Origin of the sequence: Bacillus sp. BML-BC051, assembly GCF_019656175.1 — a bacterium.
Taxonomy (GTDB): Bacteria; Bacillota; Bacilli; order Bacillales; family Bacillaceae_G; genus Bacillus_A; species Bacillus_A mobilis.
The window spans coordinates 49,769-65,916 of record NZ_BPLI01000038.1; the positions used below are offsets into that span (position 1 = coordinate 49,769).

The following is a 16,148-nucleotide window of genomic DNA, read 5'->3' on the forward strand; positions in this document are numbered from 1 at the left end:
CTGTTCACCTTCTATTTTTCAATGATTCTATGACTAAATTCGCTCGGTCCTTCGGCAATTCAGTTTCTAAATAATAATCCTCTGCTTTCCAATACCGATTCTCAAACTTTGAAAGGTTTTTCTGCGTTTCCTCACTCTCGCGCAGAAATCTTGTCTCTCTTGGACAATCCAAGTACACCATATAATGAAAGAAATCTCTCCATTCTTTTCGCTGTAAAAAAACACCTTCAATTACAATTACACCTACTATAGGGATCTGTACTTTTTTCATTTCACTTGAGTCTGTCCCATCATAATAGAACGGTAATGTCAGTTTTGTTTCAGTTTGTAACTTTTGAAAAAACTTCTCCTGCAAGTATGCAATATCCCATTGTAAATAATAATACTCATACCATTCTTCAAATCCTGTATCATATCGTTTATTACGCTCTACTATGTGATCGTCAATATGAAAAATATGAAACGGAATACTTTCTTGTTTCATATTTTCCTTTAAGTTTGTTACAAACGTTGTTTTTCCTGATCGACTTAAACCATCTATACCTAGAATGAACCTGTTTTCTTTATGTTTCTTCATTATATTTATAAGCTCATTTGTACGCATTACTTCTTCCACTCTTCTTTTAATAAAGAATATAAAATCGTATCATGAGCAACTCCATTTTGAATCATATGTTTTCGAAGTAATCCTTCTTCTTGAAAACCTGCTTTACTTAATAATTTTTGAGAAGCTTTATTCTCTACGTATACAACAGCAGCAATTCTTATCAGTTGCAATGTTTCAAATCCGCAAGTTAAAATTGCCTGTAATGCTTCTGTTGCGTACCCTTGTCCCCAATATGTATCGTCTAATTCATAACCGATTTCAGCTCGCTTATGATGTTTGTTTATTAAATGAAATCCGCACGTCCCGATTAATTGGCCCGTCCCTTTTTTCTCTATTCCCCAGCGAAATACACTTCCCTCTTCATAACGATTTTTAAACGTTTGAATAGTCGTTTTCGCTTGCTCAATATTTTCGAAAGAATCCATTCCGAAATAACGTATAACAGATTCTTTTGAAAAATAACGGAACATCGTTTCTGCATCTAACAGTGTTAGTTCTCTTAATACTAAACGTTCTGTTTCTAGTTTCGGAAACCCCATCTCGTTTTCTCCTTCTATTCTAATGAACTACAAATTTCAATATAATTCCCATCTGGATCGGCAATGTATGCAATTGTTTGTCCCCACGGTTTCACAATTGGTTCAACTAAAATCTTAATACCTTGCTCTCTAAGTTGCTCAATCGTTTCTTGTACATTTTCGACAACGAATCCCAATTCAAAATGGGAAGATTGTAACTCACCTTCTGTAAGTGGTAGTCCTGTTAATTCTTTTACGTCTTGCCGCGTATTCATCGCTAATATGGTAGTACCCGTATTAAATTCAATATATGTACCGTGCTCTGCTTTTATAGGTAACTGTAATACATCTTTATAGAATCTTAGACATTCCTCAAACTTTTCTACGTATAAAATGATATACTTCATTTTTAAATTCATTTTACATCCCCCTTTATATCTATCCCTAAAATTTCGACAAAAGTCTTATAAAAACCTTGTTTCCTATAGGAACGAGCAAAAAAAATGAGGCCGATTTCTCGGCCCCCCAGCTTATTGGCATAAAACAGGAGATTTGGTTTGGACATAACCAGTTCGTATCTTTATTATATTTTATTTTTTCTGAATTTTAAATACATTAAACACCTATTTATATTGAGAAAGTTTTTTCGGTTGCATAAAATTAAAGAATTTAAGAAATGCTACAAATGGAGGTGTATACATATGGAACCAATGCTATGTCCAAGCTGTAAAACGAACCGTACTCGCTTTAATATTCTTGAGCAACAAGTAAAACCAGTCAAGTTAAATCCACAAACTGGTCAAGTAGAAGAAGAATACACAAATGAAAATATGAATGCTTTTCATATGGCCTATCAAGGACCAACATACAGAGTCCAATGCGCTGTATGCGGACTCGTTGAAAACCCGGAACAATTTATTAAACCTGCGCAAAATCAGTCTTTTTCTTAAACATTTTTATTACCCCCTACCAATTTTCTATAGGGGGTTTTTTGTTTCATATGTTAATGAAAAACGTTTTTCTTCCTTATTATAAATTACACCCCACACCTTTTTAGTCATCTTTTATTTTTTGATTTTCAAAATAAATCGTATTTTCTTCATTTATTATTTTTGAAGTATTGTAACTTTATCTTTGTAACTGTTAATTTTGTACATTCATACAGATTTTTATTATATAAAAAAGAGTGAACAAAAATACAATTATATAGAAACAAAAGAAGTTGATCCCAGTTTCCCTACAACATCAACTTCTTTTTAACTCTACTTTTTATTATAATATTTCACTTTTTAATTTCTTAATTTTCCAAGTGAGTCTTATAAAGAAGTATATCCACATACAACCTGTAAGACCCGTCATAGCTTTCGCCCACATTGGCACTCTTGATTCCATCGGGCTTATAAATAGATTGTACATTGATGGTAATATAGTTGCTAACATAATAACAAAGAATACTAATAACTGATTTAGTTTTTGTATTCTCGTCTCCTTTTCTGAGTAAATATCAGGCAATTCATTTACTTCTTCTACTTCTTTACAAAAATAATTCCAGCTTGTGAAACTTGTTACGCGTTTCCAACCTGACATTTCGTATATTTCGAAATACTCTTGTCGTTGTTCTTTCGAATCTCTATAAACCAATCTAAAATCAGCTTTGTATATTACATCTTTTGGCTCAGTTTTCTTAAACAGATACATTAAATTGTATTTTTGTAATGCCCAACCTTGCTGATGCATCTTTCGTAAAAAAGCTTCTTCTTTTTCTAAATTCCATGCCGTAAAAAACTTAAATACCCTTTTAGTCTCCATCTTCCATTCACTCCCCTAAAATACTATTCCCATTCCTTACAGATCTCTGCAACCTGTTATACTCTAGCTCTAATACTTCTCTACCAAGTGGCGTTAACTCATAGCACTTCTTTCTATCTGTAGAGGCCACTTCAACTATTAACTTCTCTTTTAGTAACTTTGTCGTATTCCCATATAAAGTACCTGGACCGAGCTTTACTTCTCCATTTGTCATCTCTTCTACCATTTGCATAATTCCGTAACCATGCATTGGTTTCACTAGTGATAACAATATGTAATATGTCGCCTCTGTTAACGGAATATATTTTTTCGCTTTCGCATTCATTATAACCACCTCCGATACATCGCTTTCTGATATATCGACTAACGATACATCGTATATCGATATTGTATAACTACATTCCAAAATATGCAAGTATAATTTAATAACTGGATATTTATTTCTTTGAATTGAAAATCATATCAATTTTCTGAATAATTTGTTAAAATATAGAAATATCCGTTTATATTTTGAAAGGAATGATACATATGATAAATAAATTGAAAGAAAACATAGGATCAGTTTTTGTCGGTAAGGAAAATGTTATTGATCTATTACTCGTTTCATTGCTTGCTGATGGACATGTACTGCTTGAGGATGTGCCAGGTACGGGGAAAACATTACTTGCGAAAACACTTTCTAAAAGTATAGGTGGTAATTTTTCTCGCGTTCAATTTACACCGGATGTACTTCCGAGTGATGTAACAGGTATTGAATATTTCAATCCGAAAACGAGTGAATTCGAGTTAAGAATTGGACCCGTCATGACCAATATTTTGCTTGCGGATGAAATTAACCGCGCTATGCCTAGAACACAGTCTAGTTTATTAGAATCGATGGAAGAACGACAAGTAACGCTTGAAAAGCAATCTACTCCTCTTCCAAAACCGTTCTTTGTAATTGCGACGCAAAATCCAATTGAATCACAAGGAACGTTTCCTCTTCCAGATGCACAGCTTGATCGTTTTTTAATGACAATTTCAATTGGGTATCCATCTCCAGAGGATGAACTACAAATGATGCGACGTTTTCGTAGCGATGTACCGTTAGAAAGCGTCAAATCTGTTATTTCTTTAGAAGACATTTTAGAAGCACAAAAACGAGTAAAAGAAATTTTCGTATCAGAACCGTTAGAACATTACATTATTAAACTTGCTCATGCTACAAGAAATCATGATTACATCGCTAACGGTGTAAGCCCACGTGCCACACTTGCTTTAGTGCGTGCAGTACAGGCGTTAGCCTTTTTACGCGGCAGAGAATATTGTACGCCTGAAGATATACAATTTTTAGTTCCTTCTATTTGGAATCACCGTATCGTCTTATCAATGGAAGGTGCATTACGTACGACAAAAAATGAAATTATGCAAAGGATTTTAAAAGAAGTTGACGTACCAGTGGAGATTGAGCAAGCATGAATGGACAGCGCGTTGTAACTGTACCGTTATTTTTCCAACTCCATATTATTCAACTAACTGTCCCAGGCGCTATACTATTTACATTTTTTATGCCACAACGAATTATTATGTTTCTCTTTTTCTTCTATTATTTATTTGCGTTTTTTATTTATAAATACGTCGCTTATATAGAGAAAAAATTTGAAGTGGTAAACGAGAAACAAACAACTCGGTTATTCCCTAATGAATCTGGACAGTTTTTCATTCATTTAAAAAATGGAGCAAATATACCACTCGTTAACGGTGTTTGTTATTTTCATATAAATTCGTCCCTACTACCACAAAAAGATCAAGGTATTGAACAAATATCGAAAACGTTATTTTCTTTCCCGTTTTCACAGCCTGCTCATTCAGCGCAAAAATGGGATTTAACATTAACCGCGACGAAGCGTGGTGTGTTTCAAATTGAACAGTTCGAATGCGTTTTGAAAGATCCTTTTCATCTTTTAACTGTACATTTACCTATTTTCGATAAATTACGAACTGAAATTATTGTGTACCCTTCTCCTAAGGAAGTAGCAGGTTTGCAAGAACTACAGCAACTTTTAAATGGATCTTATCGAACGAATTTTTCTTTTTACAATGATGAAACATCTATTATTGGAGTTAAACGATATGAACGTGAGTCTTTCCGTTCTATTCATTGGAAAGCATCTGCTAAAATGCAATCATTACAGGCGAAGCAATATGAACCTGTAAAAAATTATAGTTGGACGATCTGTCTTTCATTAGCTGCTGATCGCGGGTTTGGCTGGAAAGATAATATAGAAGACCTGATTTCATTTGCAACATACATTTGCCAATACGCAACGAAGCATCAAATACCATTTGAATTATTTATTAGTGTACTAGCTGAAGGTGGTCCTCTGCACTTACCATTAAATGACGGACACACACATTACGGAATATCTTTAGAGGAATTAGCGCGTATTTCAAATGATAGTACGTTACTTCCAAAACAAGGATTCCTTCACTACGTAGAGAGAAAAAGGGAACGATCTTCTACAATGATATATATTGGTTTACAAAGAAATGAACTCCCTCTTCACCCTCAGCCTACGTTTCTCATTAATAACGAAGGGATGGTGGAAAAGCTTGAAAACTTGGCTCTATCACGTTCATGACTTTATTCTGCTGCTCCTCCTTTCGTTATTAACAGAAAGGGATGAACTTATTGCTATTGCTATATTTTTAGCAATAGGCTATATGGGTGTATTTCTTATTAATAAATTTATGAAGAAAAGAACAACAGGATTTGTCATACTGTTAATTACTCAAATAATCGGTTGTTCACTCTTTCTTCCTTTCTCTCTGTTTAGCACAATTATGTTACCGCTTTTCTTTTTTATCGTACATGTAGTCGGACCAGGATATCCAGTTCAAAAGTCATTAGGTAGTATTGTATGGTTCGTCTTTTCAGCTATATTTTATGCACCTTTTCCACCATTATGGAAATTGTTACTATTAGTCTTACACATTATGATTGCATTTTGGTTAACTGGTGCTAATCGTAATCAACAACTATTACGTTTCGCTTCTCTTATTACGATTGGAATAATTAGTGCTTTCCTTATTCCTATTTTCCCATACATTCGGCTTCTTTTTTCTTATATTGTCCAAGTAGTTGCATTAGGATTTGGATACGCCATTAATCCGTTATTTTCGGTAGCTGAATCAAAAGATACTGACGATTTTTGGTCGAATAAAGGGAATTTAAAGGATCCTCAAATTAAGGATGAGTTTGGACAGCGTGCTTTTGATCCAACTCTCATAAATAGCATTACCATAATAGCCTGTTCTGCTATTGCTATTTACGTCGTTTGGAAAATAATAAAAAGACGAAAACAATTCAGTTTACCAAATATGCCTGCCTTCGAATCTACTATCATCACTGATAAAGAAGGAACGAGCCAAAAACGTTTGAAACGGAACAAACCGCCACATAACGAAATTAGAAGAGAGATTTTCAAGCTTGAAAGTAAGTTAACTCACCCTTTAAATAGAAATCGAGGAGAAACTATTGAGGCATGGTTAGATAGAATAAATAGTGAAGAAGTTGTAAATATTCAGAGTCATATTATTATAGATGCTTATAATACAGTGCGTTATTCAAATGGTGAGAATATGATGCTACTTCAGGAATTTAAGGAAGAGGTTCATAAGCTTTATGTGTATCAGAAGAGTTTGAAAAAAAGAAAGAAATAACATAACATAACAAAAAGACTCCTATTTTCATAGGAGTCTTTCTATACTTCTACGTTACTTTTTAAATTGAAGCGTTTTTCCCTGCTTCAATTTCTAATGACTCTTCATGCCACCAAAGTGTTTCTTCAGGGTCTTCTTTAGCAATTTGGTGTGCTTCTTTTTTCGATTCTACTGTAGGATATGAACCTTTTAGCGCACGTCCTGATGTTGTAACGAATAATACACTAAATACGACTAATCCAATAACACTAACACCTGCTAAATAAAATGCTGGTGCAAGCGGGTTACCGGTTGCATGAACTAAGTATGAACATACGAGCGGCGTTGTACCACCGAATATCGATACAGAAATATTAAATGAGATCGAAAGCGCTCGATAACGTACATCAGTGAAAAATAGTGATGGTAATAATGAAGGTAATGTTCCTTCATATACGCTTAGGAAGAATCCTAAAATGAAAATACCTGCAAATATAGCTGCAATATGTCCGTTACCTATTAGTAAAAATGCTGGAATTGCAAATACTGTTAAACCGAGTAAACCAATTTGCACGACGCGTTTATTACCAATTTTATCACTTAATTTACCGAAATATAGTGCTAGTGGAATCATAAGTGCCATCGTAATAGAAATAATTAATAAGCCAGTTGTTTCTTTGACTTTAAGTACTTGAGTTAGATAAGAAGGAATATACGAAAGAATCATATAGTTCGTAATATTAAAGAAGGCGACAATTACTGTGCTTAATAAGAAGTCTTTTTTGTGATATTTTAATATATCCATAAATGAAAATTGTTCGTTGTCTTCAGATTCCTCTTGTGCTTTTTCCATCTCTTCAAAGATGGGAGATTCATCTAAATGACGGCGTAAATATAAACCGACCAAACCAATTGGTGCAGCTATTAAGAAAGGAATACGCCAGCCCCAGCTGAGCATTTGTTCATCTGTTAACAATAACGTCAAAATGGTAACAATTACCGATGCAGCAATGTAACCTGAGAGTGTTCCAATTTCAAGACCACTACCGAGTATACCACGCTTTTTATCTGGAGAAGATTCTGCGATATAAACCATTGCACCTGAATATTCGCCGCCTGTAGAGAAGCCTTGAATCATTCGGGCAACTAAAAGTAGTATTGGTGCCCATACACCAATTTGTTCATAGGTTGGTAGTAATGCGATGAATAATGTAGAAAGTGCCATTAAAATAATAGTAGTACTTAACACGATTTTTCGGCCGTACTTATCTCCTATTCTACCAAAGAATACACCTCCGATTGGTCGAACGAGAAAGGCTGCTGCAAATGTACCGAATGTAAGTACAAGTTGCAATCCACTATTATCAACACCTGAGAAGAATAATTGACTTAAGATAACCGCTAAATACGCGTATAATCCGAAGTCAAACCACTCCATTGCATTCCCTATACCAGTAGCAATTACTGCTTTCCTGGCTTGTTTAGGATTGACAATATTAACGTCTTGAGGTTCAAAATTTAAATCATTATTTTGTTGCATATAATAAAACAGCTCCTTATTTAATTTAACTTCTTTAAGCACACCTTCTCTTATTGAATAAAATTAATTCGAAGCACTTAAGGAAAATTAATGTCTCCTTATCTGTTATTATTGTTTCACATAATTAATTATTTGTCCAATGAGATGCTCCCTAAGTTAAGTAATTTAGTATTTTAAAAAGCTGAAGAAGGCGCTATATGAGTACCTTTTTCAGCTTTTTATTTTAATTTGTAAATTTATTTTTTTCGCCCTTATTTTCTTCCTATTTGAATAGAAAAAAAGGTACTTTTTCATTAAAGTTTTTAAACACTTGTAGCTGCTAAACTATGCATACAAGTGATAAACTCCTTAACAAATACATCAATTTCTTCTTTAGTAATTATATATGGAGGAAGTAAACGAATGATGTTCCCTTGTGTAACATCAACTAATATCCCATTCTCCATTAGCTCTACTTGTAATTTCTTCACATTTTCATTCGTATCATTTAAACTAATTCCAAACATCATGCCAGCATGACGTACTTCCCCAATATAATACGCATTTTCTTTCTGAATTTCTTGCAATTTATCATTTAAATATAGTGACGTTTCATACGCTTCTTGCATTAAACCATCGTCAATCAATGTGTTTAATACTGTTAGCCCTAAAGCCGTTCCCATTGATGAATGAGCAAATGTTGTGCCGTGATCCCCTGGTGCAAATACATCATATAACTTTTCACCTACAATAATTCCGCCAAGCGGTATCCCGCCTCCTGCTCCTTTACCAATCTGAATAATATCTGGTGTAATATTAAAATTTTGATATGCAAACAATCTCCCTGTTCTCCCCATACCACTTTGTACTTCATCGACGATAAGTAGTACATTATATTTTTCACATAAGTTTTGAACACCATGTAAATATTCACCTGATAAAGGATAAATACCCCCGCTTCCTAAAACCGGCTCTAGCATAATCGCAATTGGATTTTCTTTAACAATTGTTTCTTCTAATTGCTCTATATTCTCGCGCTCTACTTCATATACCGGAATCGATGTTTTAGGGAAATTTTGATATACACTTTCTTGTCTCGTAAAATGAAGTGCTCCTAACGTACGCCCGTGGAAACTATTTTTCAGCACTACAATTCCTTCACGCTCTTCACCCATATTAGCTCTATATTTATCAATTAATTTCAACGTTGTTTCCGTTGCTTCCGTACCTGAGTTTGTAAAAAAGACCTTTCCGTTTTTTAAAGAGCAATCAACTAATTTCTTTGCATATTCAATCGCAACTGGGTTTAAAAAATGAAACGGTAAATGCAACGATTTCGTAACTTGCTCCATTGTCGTTTGCACGATTTTCGGGTGATTATACCCTAATACGTTCACTCCGACACCAGAAAATAAGTCTACATACTCTTTACCATCTACATCATAAAGCTTGCATCCTTCTCCTCTTTCTATTGCAACCTTCGTACGACAATACGTAGGCATCATATATTCTTTATCTAATTGAAACCAATCCGACATTTTAAATTCCTCCTAGTTATTTTCCCTGATTATTTATGTTCATTCTCTATAAAGTCATGTTTAAATTCATTTTTAAGATTGAAATTTTAATAGTAATTTTCTTCTCGATATTCATTTTTCCATAATTTCTTCTATTTCAACAGGTCCACTACATGCGCGTTTTTTTCATCTAGCGGTCTGTTACTACTTTGCATGTCATACATAATCAAGGCTATGAAATCATATTTAGTAACAATGGACAAAAAAGATTTGGAGGCTATATCAATGGATGAAAACTATGATAAACAGGGGCAATCTTTACTAGGGAATGACTTTAATGAAGATAGTGAACATAATGAACAAGCTACACTTCACTCTCAAACAGTTGGTTCGCGTGGACCTGTTCTAGAGCAAGATAGTGTACTTCACGAGACGTTACAAGAATTTATTCACGAAAAAATTTTAGAAAGACCTGTTCATGTAAAAGGATTTGGTGCGTTCGGTTATTTTCAAACGATCTATCCCATGTCTGAACATACTACACTAAGCTTTCTACAAAATTCTAATGAGAAAGTTCCTGTTATGGTGAGATTTTCATTAGCTGTTAGTACGAAAGGAACACCTGATACTTCTAGAAATGTACGCGGTTTTTCCACAAAGTTCTATACGAAAGAAGGTATTTTCGATCTTTTATGTAATCACATTCCTGTCTTTTCTGTTCGTGATCCGATGCGCTTCCCAGAAACGATTCAAGCGTTGTTACCTTCACCTATAAATAACTTACTAGACCCGAATAGATTTTGGAGCTTTGTCGCTAGAGCACCTGAATCCATTCATTTCGTTGTCCATTTATACTCTGATGCTGGTACGGCCAAAAGTCTGCGTCACATCCCAGGACATAGTGTAAATACATATGTTTGGAGAAATGCAGAAGGTAACCGAAAGTATGTAAAGTATCATTGGTACCCATTTGAAGGTGTACAATTCATTACTAATGAGGAAGCGAATACACTGGCTGCTGAAAACCCTGATTATAGCGGGAAAGATTTATATGATGCAATTGCAAATGGTAAACCAGTGGAATACGGATTATATGTCCAGCTCATGGATCCGAAAGATGAAGGACATCTTTCTTATGACCCTTTAGATGATACAAAAGTATGGGATGAAAAGTCGTATCCTCTTATACCAGTAGGCAAAATGGTGTTAAATAAAAATCCTGAAAATTATATGGAACAAGTAGAAAAAGTCGCCTTCTCTCCTTCTAATTTACTAGACGGTGCAGAACTATCAGATGATAAAATGCTGCAAGGACGCGCTAACATTTATAGCGATTCTCAAAGAAGAAGAATTGGACCTGAATTCCGCAAATTAACGATTAACCAACAACGAAATTGGACACCTGCTAATCAAATAACGAGCGGCGATGGAAGATACGTTGAAGGTAAACTTGAAAGAACATCTATATCGAAACAGGATGACTTTACGCAGCCTGGTGAATTTTATGCGAACTTAAAACCGATAGAAAAAGAACATCTTGCTGAAAATTTAGCTGGTGATTTGAAAGTTATCTCTGCTGATATTAGAAAGGTTGTTTTGGGGTATTTTCATAAAGTGTCTGCTGATTTGGTGAAGAGGATTGAAAGTGCGATGCAAAAGCTTTAAGTATATAAAAAACGTCATTTTAAAAATAAAAAATGACGTTTTTTTATGGCAAAATCACTAGGAATTTCTACCACTTCATTTACAATTATTAACAAATTTTCCTCACTTAAAATTCCGTTATTTCATTTTAGATTATGGTACTCATTTCTCTTTTTCATATAATCTTTTTCACATTGCAACGGCTTGAATTTAACTTTTTTCCCTTTCTTCTTTTTCGTTTTTATAACGAGCCATTCCCCTTTTTCAACATCTAGTTTTAGGCGTTTCATTACATTGATATTATCTTTTTCTTTATAAAGTAAAAATGCTTCTTGTGCCCTCACGAATAAGCTAGGCTGCTCGCTAAATCCACCACTATCATAAATTTTAGTTAGCGAATTATAATAAGAATCATTTTCTTTTCCGCCATATATCAAATAGGCCGCATCCAGGTCTCTTTTACTTACTTCCAAAAAACTATGTTCATCAATTTTTAAATTAAATGTGGATTTAATATCACTTATTATATTCTTCACATGCTTGTCATCTCGAATTTTCCTTTTTTCAAGACAATCAGAAGATAGCTCTGGTGCATCTGTTTGAGAATGTACAACTTGTTGAATAGATACACATAATATAAATACAGTTAAAATATACAATATTTTTTTCATACTTATGTTTCACCTCAAGTAATTTAGATACTATATTATTTGAGGCTTACAATATTCTTATGCTAACAATGTGAAAGGCCCTATAAATTGGACTTTTATAGGGCCTTTCATATTAACATTGCTTTATTAAATTTACCGGTGAGTCCAGTACCTTACTATTTTTCACATCATATAGTCCTATAGGTGTTATCCGTATAAAAGGCAAGTGCGTCGCAGAAAAGAACAAAATGGTAAATGCCGGATCGTCATACGCGTAACCACGCTCTTGTAGTAATTTCACCATCTGTTTCTCTTCCTGTATTAATTCATTCATTTTCAAATTAGACATAATCCCAAGCAATGGTAATGCGATTTCGTGTAATACTTCATTCTTTTCAGCTATTACCATTCCCCCGCCAAGCTCTTTTACTCTATGAAAAGCTGTAAGCATCTCTTCTTTATTCTTCCCAATAAGAATGATGTCGCCGGTACCAGAATAAGAGCTAGCAAGGCCTCCTAATTTATTTGCAAAGCCTTTTACAACTGTATTCACTCGCCACGTACCGTCACGAGCAATCATCATAAGGAAACACTCATCATGATCTAGAGAAAGTTTATCACGGTTTAAATCAACATCAGTCGTGTATGGTTTTGTTATAACGTTATTTAATAATTGTATACCCATTTTATGAGAAAAAATCATATCCTCTTTTTCTATGGACCAGTCTAATAATAATGGAGTTACTTTGAATTTACTCCAGTCTATTTGTACTGATTCATTTTTATTTACTCCGTCACGCTTCCCCCATTTCCCCTTTGCAATTACACTTATTGGAACCGGGTTTTCTTTGCTTTCCAAAATATTAATATTAGCTATTCTACCTGTCGCAATCGAACCATGTAGATGTTCCATATTATAATAACGAGCGATATTATAGCTTGCCATATGATAAGCATCTATTATTGGTACTCCTTGTTTTATCGCGGTAGATATCATTACGTTTGTCATTCCATTTTCATAAAACGAAGGATGTGAGCCGTCTGTAGTAAGAATGAATCTATCAAACTGTTTTACTCCTAGTTCCAACAATTCTTTCAGTAACACTTCTAAATCTGGGCGGATTGAAGAATTTCTTAAGGAAACCGTGTAACCTTGCATAAGTCGAGTGAAAGCTTCCTGCCCTGTCATCGCTTCATGATCACAATCTGTACCTAACAGTTTTAACTTCGCTAAAGTCGTTTCAGATGCTCCCGGAAAATGTCCTTCTACTTTTTTATGTAATCGTTTCGTTTCCTGCACCCAATGTAACATTTCATCATCGCCATGTAATAACTTTGGCCACGCTGTTAGCTCGCCGCCTTGAAGAACTGCTTTATGCTTAAGCCACTCTATTATTTCTTCACGATTAAATAAAGATTCCCCGTTTTGCAATTCAGTTTGCCCATCAAAACGACACCACCAATACATACTTGCTGGAATCTTTTCAAATTCATCTAATAAACGAAATGCTTCTTCACGTTGTAATGTGAAAAATAAAGTTAAATTATCATTAATAAAAGTCGTCGTCCCAAATTGCATCGCATAGTTTGCTAAAGTTTCAGGATTATATAATTGATATGGATGTGCATGCGGTTCTATGTAACTAGGAACTACATACTTTCCATCACAATCAATGACTTCACATTCATGCAGTTGCGCTGGTAGTTTTTCTCCTACATAAATAATACGATCATCATAGACCCAAATATTTGCTTGCACCCACTCGCGCATATAGGAATTTAAATAAGTTGCATTCTTCAATAAAATGTGCGGACTTCTTTTTCCATCTATTACTTCAACATGTTCTCGTAATTGTGTGTTACTCCATCTAAACTGATTTTCTCCCAATGCATTTCACTCCAAATCAATTTACTTTTATTTATTAAAATAAAAACAATTAACTAACTAAAATATTTTCCATTCATTACTCCCCTGTATAACCCCTATACCCTTCATTATATGGAACGATTGCAAAAATAACAATTTTCAAAATTCAAAACATACTTCTTTGATTCTCAATAAAAAAGGATCCCATTCGCATTCTTTTCATCTATTTCTCAAATTCAATTTGCATCATTTTATTAAACTGTGTAAGAATATCAACCGGACCTAAAGAGTTCACATTGACAGCAAATGTATGCTTGCCTCCAATTACTCCACCAGCAAAAGTCATAAACCCAGGAATTGATCCTCCGTGACCCCATACTGAGACACCATTTGGAAGTTTAGTCTCATAGATTCCAAGACCATATCCATCACCAACCCCTTTTCCTTCTACAGGAACTGTAGTAAGCATTTCTTTTAGCTCATGTTCCTTCAGTAACTTACCACCGAGTAAGGATGAAAAGAACTTATTTAAATCGTCCGCATTAGAAATCATATCTCCAGCTGCATTAGCTAAACTCGGATTATAATACGTCATATCTTTCAATTCACTTTTTTCATCAATTTTCATATATCCACGGGCATGATTCTTACCTGGAATAACGGGCGAATTCCCTGGTAAAAACGTATTTGATAGATCCAAAGGTTCAATAATGCGCTTTTCGATTTCTTCTGCGTAACTATTACCCGTTATTTTTTCAATAAGCATTCCTAGTATTACGTATCCTGTGTTTGAATACGACCAACCTTTACCTGGCGAAAAATCTGGAGGTAGAGCAAGTCCTATCTTTACTATTTCTTCTGCTGTATACGTTTTTTTCGAATTCATAATATCAGCGTCTTTTGACTTTAAATAATCAGCTATACCACTCGTATGATTCAAAAGTTGACGTATCGTAATTCGATTGCCATCATACCCATTTCCTTGAATGAGGCCGGGCAGCCACTTTTCAATCGAATCGTCAAGCTGCACACGATTTTCTCCTACTAATTGAAGAACAGTCGTAGCAGTAAAAGTCTTTGTCACGCTACCAATCCGAAAGCGATAATCCGATTTCATTGGTTTCTTACTATTTAAATCCGCGACACCAGCAGTATAACTACTAATTTTTCCGTTATTAGATGTCTTAGCTAATACCCCTGGCGCTCCAACTTGGATTGTTTCCTGCATGACTCGTTTCCAACCATTCCGATTCTTTTGATCATGTGCTTCTGACGAATTAGAAATATTTTGAGTAGACTCTGCTTTTACAGTAAAACCTGGTGTGAATAAAGTAGTACCCGCTAATAAAACTGCCAAACTTGCTAACTTAATGGAATAACATTTTTTCATAAGGCTTTCCCTCCTCTATTCATATCGTATTGATTCAAGCTATACTTTCATCCTATATGATAAAACTCTCTTTTTTCTTATCCATTCCTTACGAAATACTTACGTTCAAAATTTGGCGACCAGATGAGAAAAAATTATGTATGGAAATAAAAAAGAACGTGTTTTCATTTATAAACACGTTCTTTTAAGCACTCTATTAACTTTTACCATCCTGCGCTAGCGTTCATACCATTTCCTATTATAGTAAGAAGTAATGGCCACAGTACTGGTCCTAACGTAAGAAAAAGATTGAGCAGTATAAGTATTCTATATATCCCAGTAATATTATGATTTTTACGATTAACAAATACTAGAAAAACTAATAATATTATGGTCGTTACAAATAAAAGTAACACTAACAACCAATACCAAACCATTAAACTGAGACTCCATGGCTGTAATAGCTCGTGTACAATACCAAAGGTGATTCCCAACACTGCAAAACTAAAGGTAGTAACTGTTGCTTTGATAAACAATTTACTTAATTTTTTATCATATGTATACTTACAATATAAATCTATTATCGTGTATAAAGATATAAATGCCATTAATACACCTACCCAAGACAATAACCAATCTCCGCCTCCACTAACTAATAGAAACAGAAGCCAACACATCCCTGCTGCAGAAAAAACAAAGGAAAGGAGTATGTTTTTCAATACTGGTTTCATTCTATTTTCACACCCTTACAAGAATTTAAAAATAAATAATAATTTATTATTTACATGCTACTCGTTATTAGCTTATTTCTATTACATCTATGTTTCATTCTATATTAATGAAACATAGATAATCTCATAAAAAATTTAATGAGCTATACTCTACTAAGGGAACCTTTTTCCATTGGTAGAGATATAAAAAAGTAAGTATACATTACCACGTAATTAAATATAAGTAAATAAAATTA

16 protein-coding genes are annotated in these 16,148 nt (G+C 34.2%); 5 read left to right on the top strand and 11 right to left on the bottom strand.

Annotated features, from left to right (window positions below):
- Nucleotides 1-4: 4 nt before the first annotated feature.
- Genes K5S59_RS16660 through K5S59_RS16670 form a run of 3 tightly spaced genes read right to left on the bottom strand, consistent with a single transcriptional unit; the run spans nt 5 to nt 1,544 of the window.
- Nucleotides 5-604 carry a kinase gene (locus K5S59_RS16660; RefSeq protein ID WP_120450392.1) on the bottom strand — a complete coding sequence of 200 codons (600 nt, stop codon included), beginning with the start codon at nt 602-604 and terminating at the stop codon, nt 5-7.
- Entirely contained in the window at nt 604-1,146 is a 543-nt protein-coding gene (locus K5S59_RS16665; protein WP_000506681.1) for a GNAT family N-acetyltransferase, read from the bottom strand. Before K5S59_RS16665 ends, K5S59_RS16660 begins: the two co-directional genes overlap by 1 nt.
- A 14-nt stretch (nt 1,147-1,160) precedes the next feature.
- Nucleotides 1,161-1,544 carry a glyoxalase/bleomycin resistance/dioxygenase family protein gene (locus K5S59_RS16670; protein WP_087955879.1) on the bottom strand — a complete coding sequence of 128 codons (384 nt, stop codon included), beginning with the start codon at nt 1,542-1,544 and terminating at the stop codon, nt 1,161-1,163.
- Between the two features lie 282 nt (nt 1,545-1,826).
- Between K5S59_RS16670 and K5S59_RS16675 the strand changes: the two genes are divergently transcribed.
- Nucleotides 1,827-2,075 carry a hypothetical protein gene (locus tag K5S59_RS16675; protein WP_000433607.1) on the top strand — a complete coding sequence of 83 codons (249 nt, stop codon included), beginning with the start codon at nt 1,827-1,829 and terminating at the stop codon, nt 2,073-2,075.
- Nucleotides 2,076-2,397: 322 nt separating this feature from the next.
- On the opposite strand, the gene K5S59_RS16680 is transcribed toward K5S59_RS16675, so the two are convergent.
- A complete protein-coding gene (locus K5S59_RS16680; protein WP_000448677.1) occupies nt 2,398-2,934 on the bottom strand; it encodes a DUF2812 domain-containing protein in 537 nt (178 codons plus the stop codon).
- Between the two features lie 7 nt (nt 2,935-2,941).
- Complete coding sequence (locus tag K5S59_RS16685; protein ID WP_000991838.1) at nt 2,942-3,259, bottom strand: PadR family transcriptional regulator; 318 nt, start codon at nt 3,257-3,259, stop codon at nt 2,942-2,944.
- 203 nt (nt 3,260-3,462) lie between these two features.
- On the opposite strand from K5S59_RS16685, the gene K5S59_RS16690 reads away from it, so the two are divergent.
- The 3 genes from K5S59_RS16690 to K5S59_RS16700 are packed head-to-tail and all read left to right on the top strand — an operon-like array spanning nt 3,463 to nt 6,636.
- Nucleotides 3,463-4,392, top strand: a complete 930-nt coding sequence (locus K5S59_RS16690; RefSeq protein ID WP_120450395.1) for an AAA family ATPase — start codon at nt 3,463-3,465, stop codon at nt 4,390-4,392.
- On the top strand, nt 4,389-5,555 hold the full coding sequence (locus K5S59_RS16695) for a DUF58 domain-containing protein (RefSeq protein WP_001014376.1): 1,167 nt from the start codon (nt 4,389-4,391) through the stop codon (nt 5,553-5,555). Before K5S59_RS16690 ends, K5S59_RS16695 begins: the two co-directional genes overlap by 4 nt.
- Nucleotides 5,527-6,636, top strand: coding sequence for a DUF4018 domain-containing protein (locus tag K5S59_RS16700; protein WP_120450397.1), 1,110 nt, complete (start codon nt 5,527-5,529; stop codon nt 6,634-6,636). Before K5S59_RS16695 ends, K5S59_RS16700 begins: the two co-directional genes overlap by 29 nt.
- Nucleotides 6,637-6,697: 61 nt before the next feature.
- Here K5S59_RS16700 and K5S59_RS16705 read toward each other — a convergent pair whose 3' ends face one another.
- Nucleotides 6,698-8,155: an MFS transporter gene (locus tag K5S59_RS16705; RefSeq protein WP_001186929.1), complete on the bottom strand. Its 1,458-nt coding sequence runs from the start codon at nt 8,153-8,155 to the stop codon at nt 6,698-6,700.
- Nucleotides 8,156-8,457: 302 nt separating this feature from the next.
- A complete protein-coding gene (locus K5S59_RS16710) occupies nt 8,458-9,672 on the bottom strand; it encodes an aspartate aminotransferase family protein (protein ID WP_120450399.1) in 1,215 nt (404 codons plus the stop codon).
- A gap of 264 nt (nt 9,673-9,936) precedes the next feature.
- Here K5S59_RS16710 and K5S59_RS16715 point away from each other — a divergent pair, with 264 nt between their 5' ends.
- Nucleotides 9,937-11,316: a catalase gene (locus K5S59_RS16715; protein WP_120450400.1), complete on the top strand. Its 1,380-nt coding sequence runs from the start codon at nt 9,937-9,939 to the stop codon at nt 11,314-11,316.
- A 122-nt stretch (nt 11,317-11,438) separates the two neighbouring features.
- On the opposite strand, the gene K5S59_RS16720 is transcribed toward K5S59_RS16715, so the two are convergent.
- The 4 genes from K5S59_RS16720 to K5S59_RS16735 form a co-directional block, all read right to left on the bottom strand.
- Nucleotides 11,439-11,966, bottom strand: coding sequence for a hypothetical protein (locus K5S59_RS16720; protein ID WP_000723234.1), 528 nt, complete (start codon nt 11,964-11,966; stop codon nt 11,439-11,441).
- A gap of 112 nt (nt 11,967-12,078) precedes the next feature.
- Nucleotides 12,079-13,833 carry an adenine deaminase C-terminal domain-containing protein gene (locus K5S59_RS16725; protein ID WP_098259316.1) on the bottom strand — a complete coding sequence of 585 codons (1,755 nt, stop codon included), beginning with the start codon at nt 13,831-13,833 and terminating at the stop codon, nt 12,079-12,081.
- A 202-nt stretch (nt 13,834-14,035) separates the two neighbouring features.
- Nucleotides 14,036-15,202 carry a serine hydrolase domain-containing protein gene (locus K5S59_RS16730; RefSeq protein ID WP_000710681.1) on the bottom strand — a complete coding sequence of 389 codons (1,167 nt, stop codon included), beginning with the start codon at nt 15,200-15,202 and terminating at the stop codon, nt 14,036-14,038.
- 203 nt (nt 15,203-15,405) lie between these two features.
- Nucleotides 15,406-15,912 (bottom strand): DUF3902 family protein, encoded by a 507-nt coding sequence (locus K5S59_RS16735; RefSeq protein WP_000805748.1) that lies wholly within the window; start codon nt 15,910-15,912, stop codon nt 15,406-15,408.
- Nucleotides 15,913-16,148: the final 236 nt, after the last annotated feature.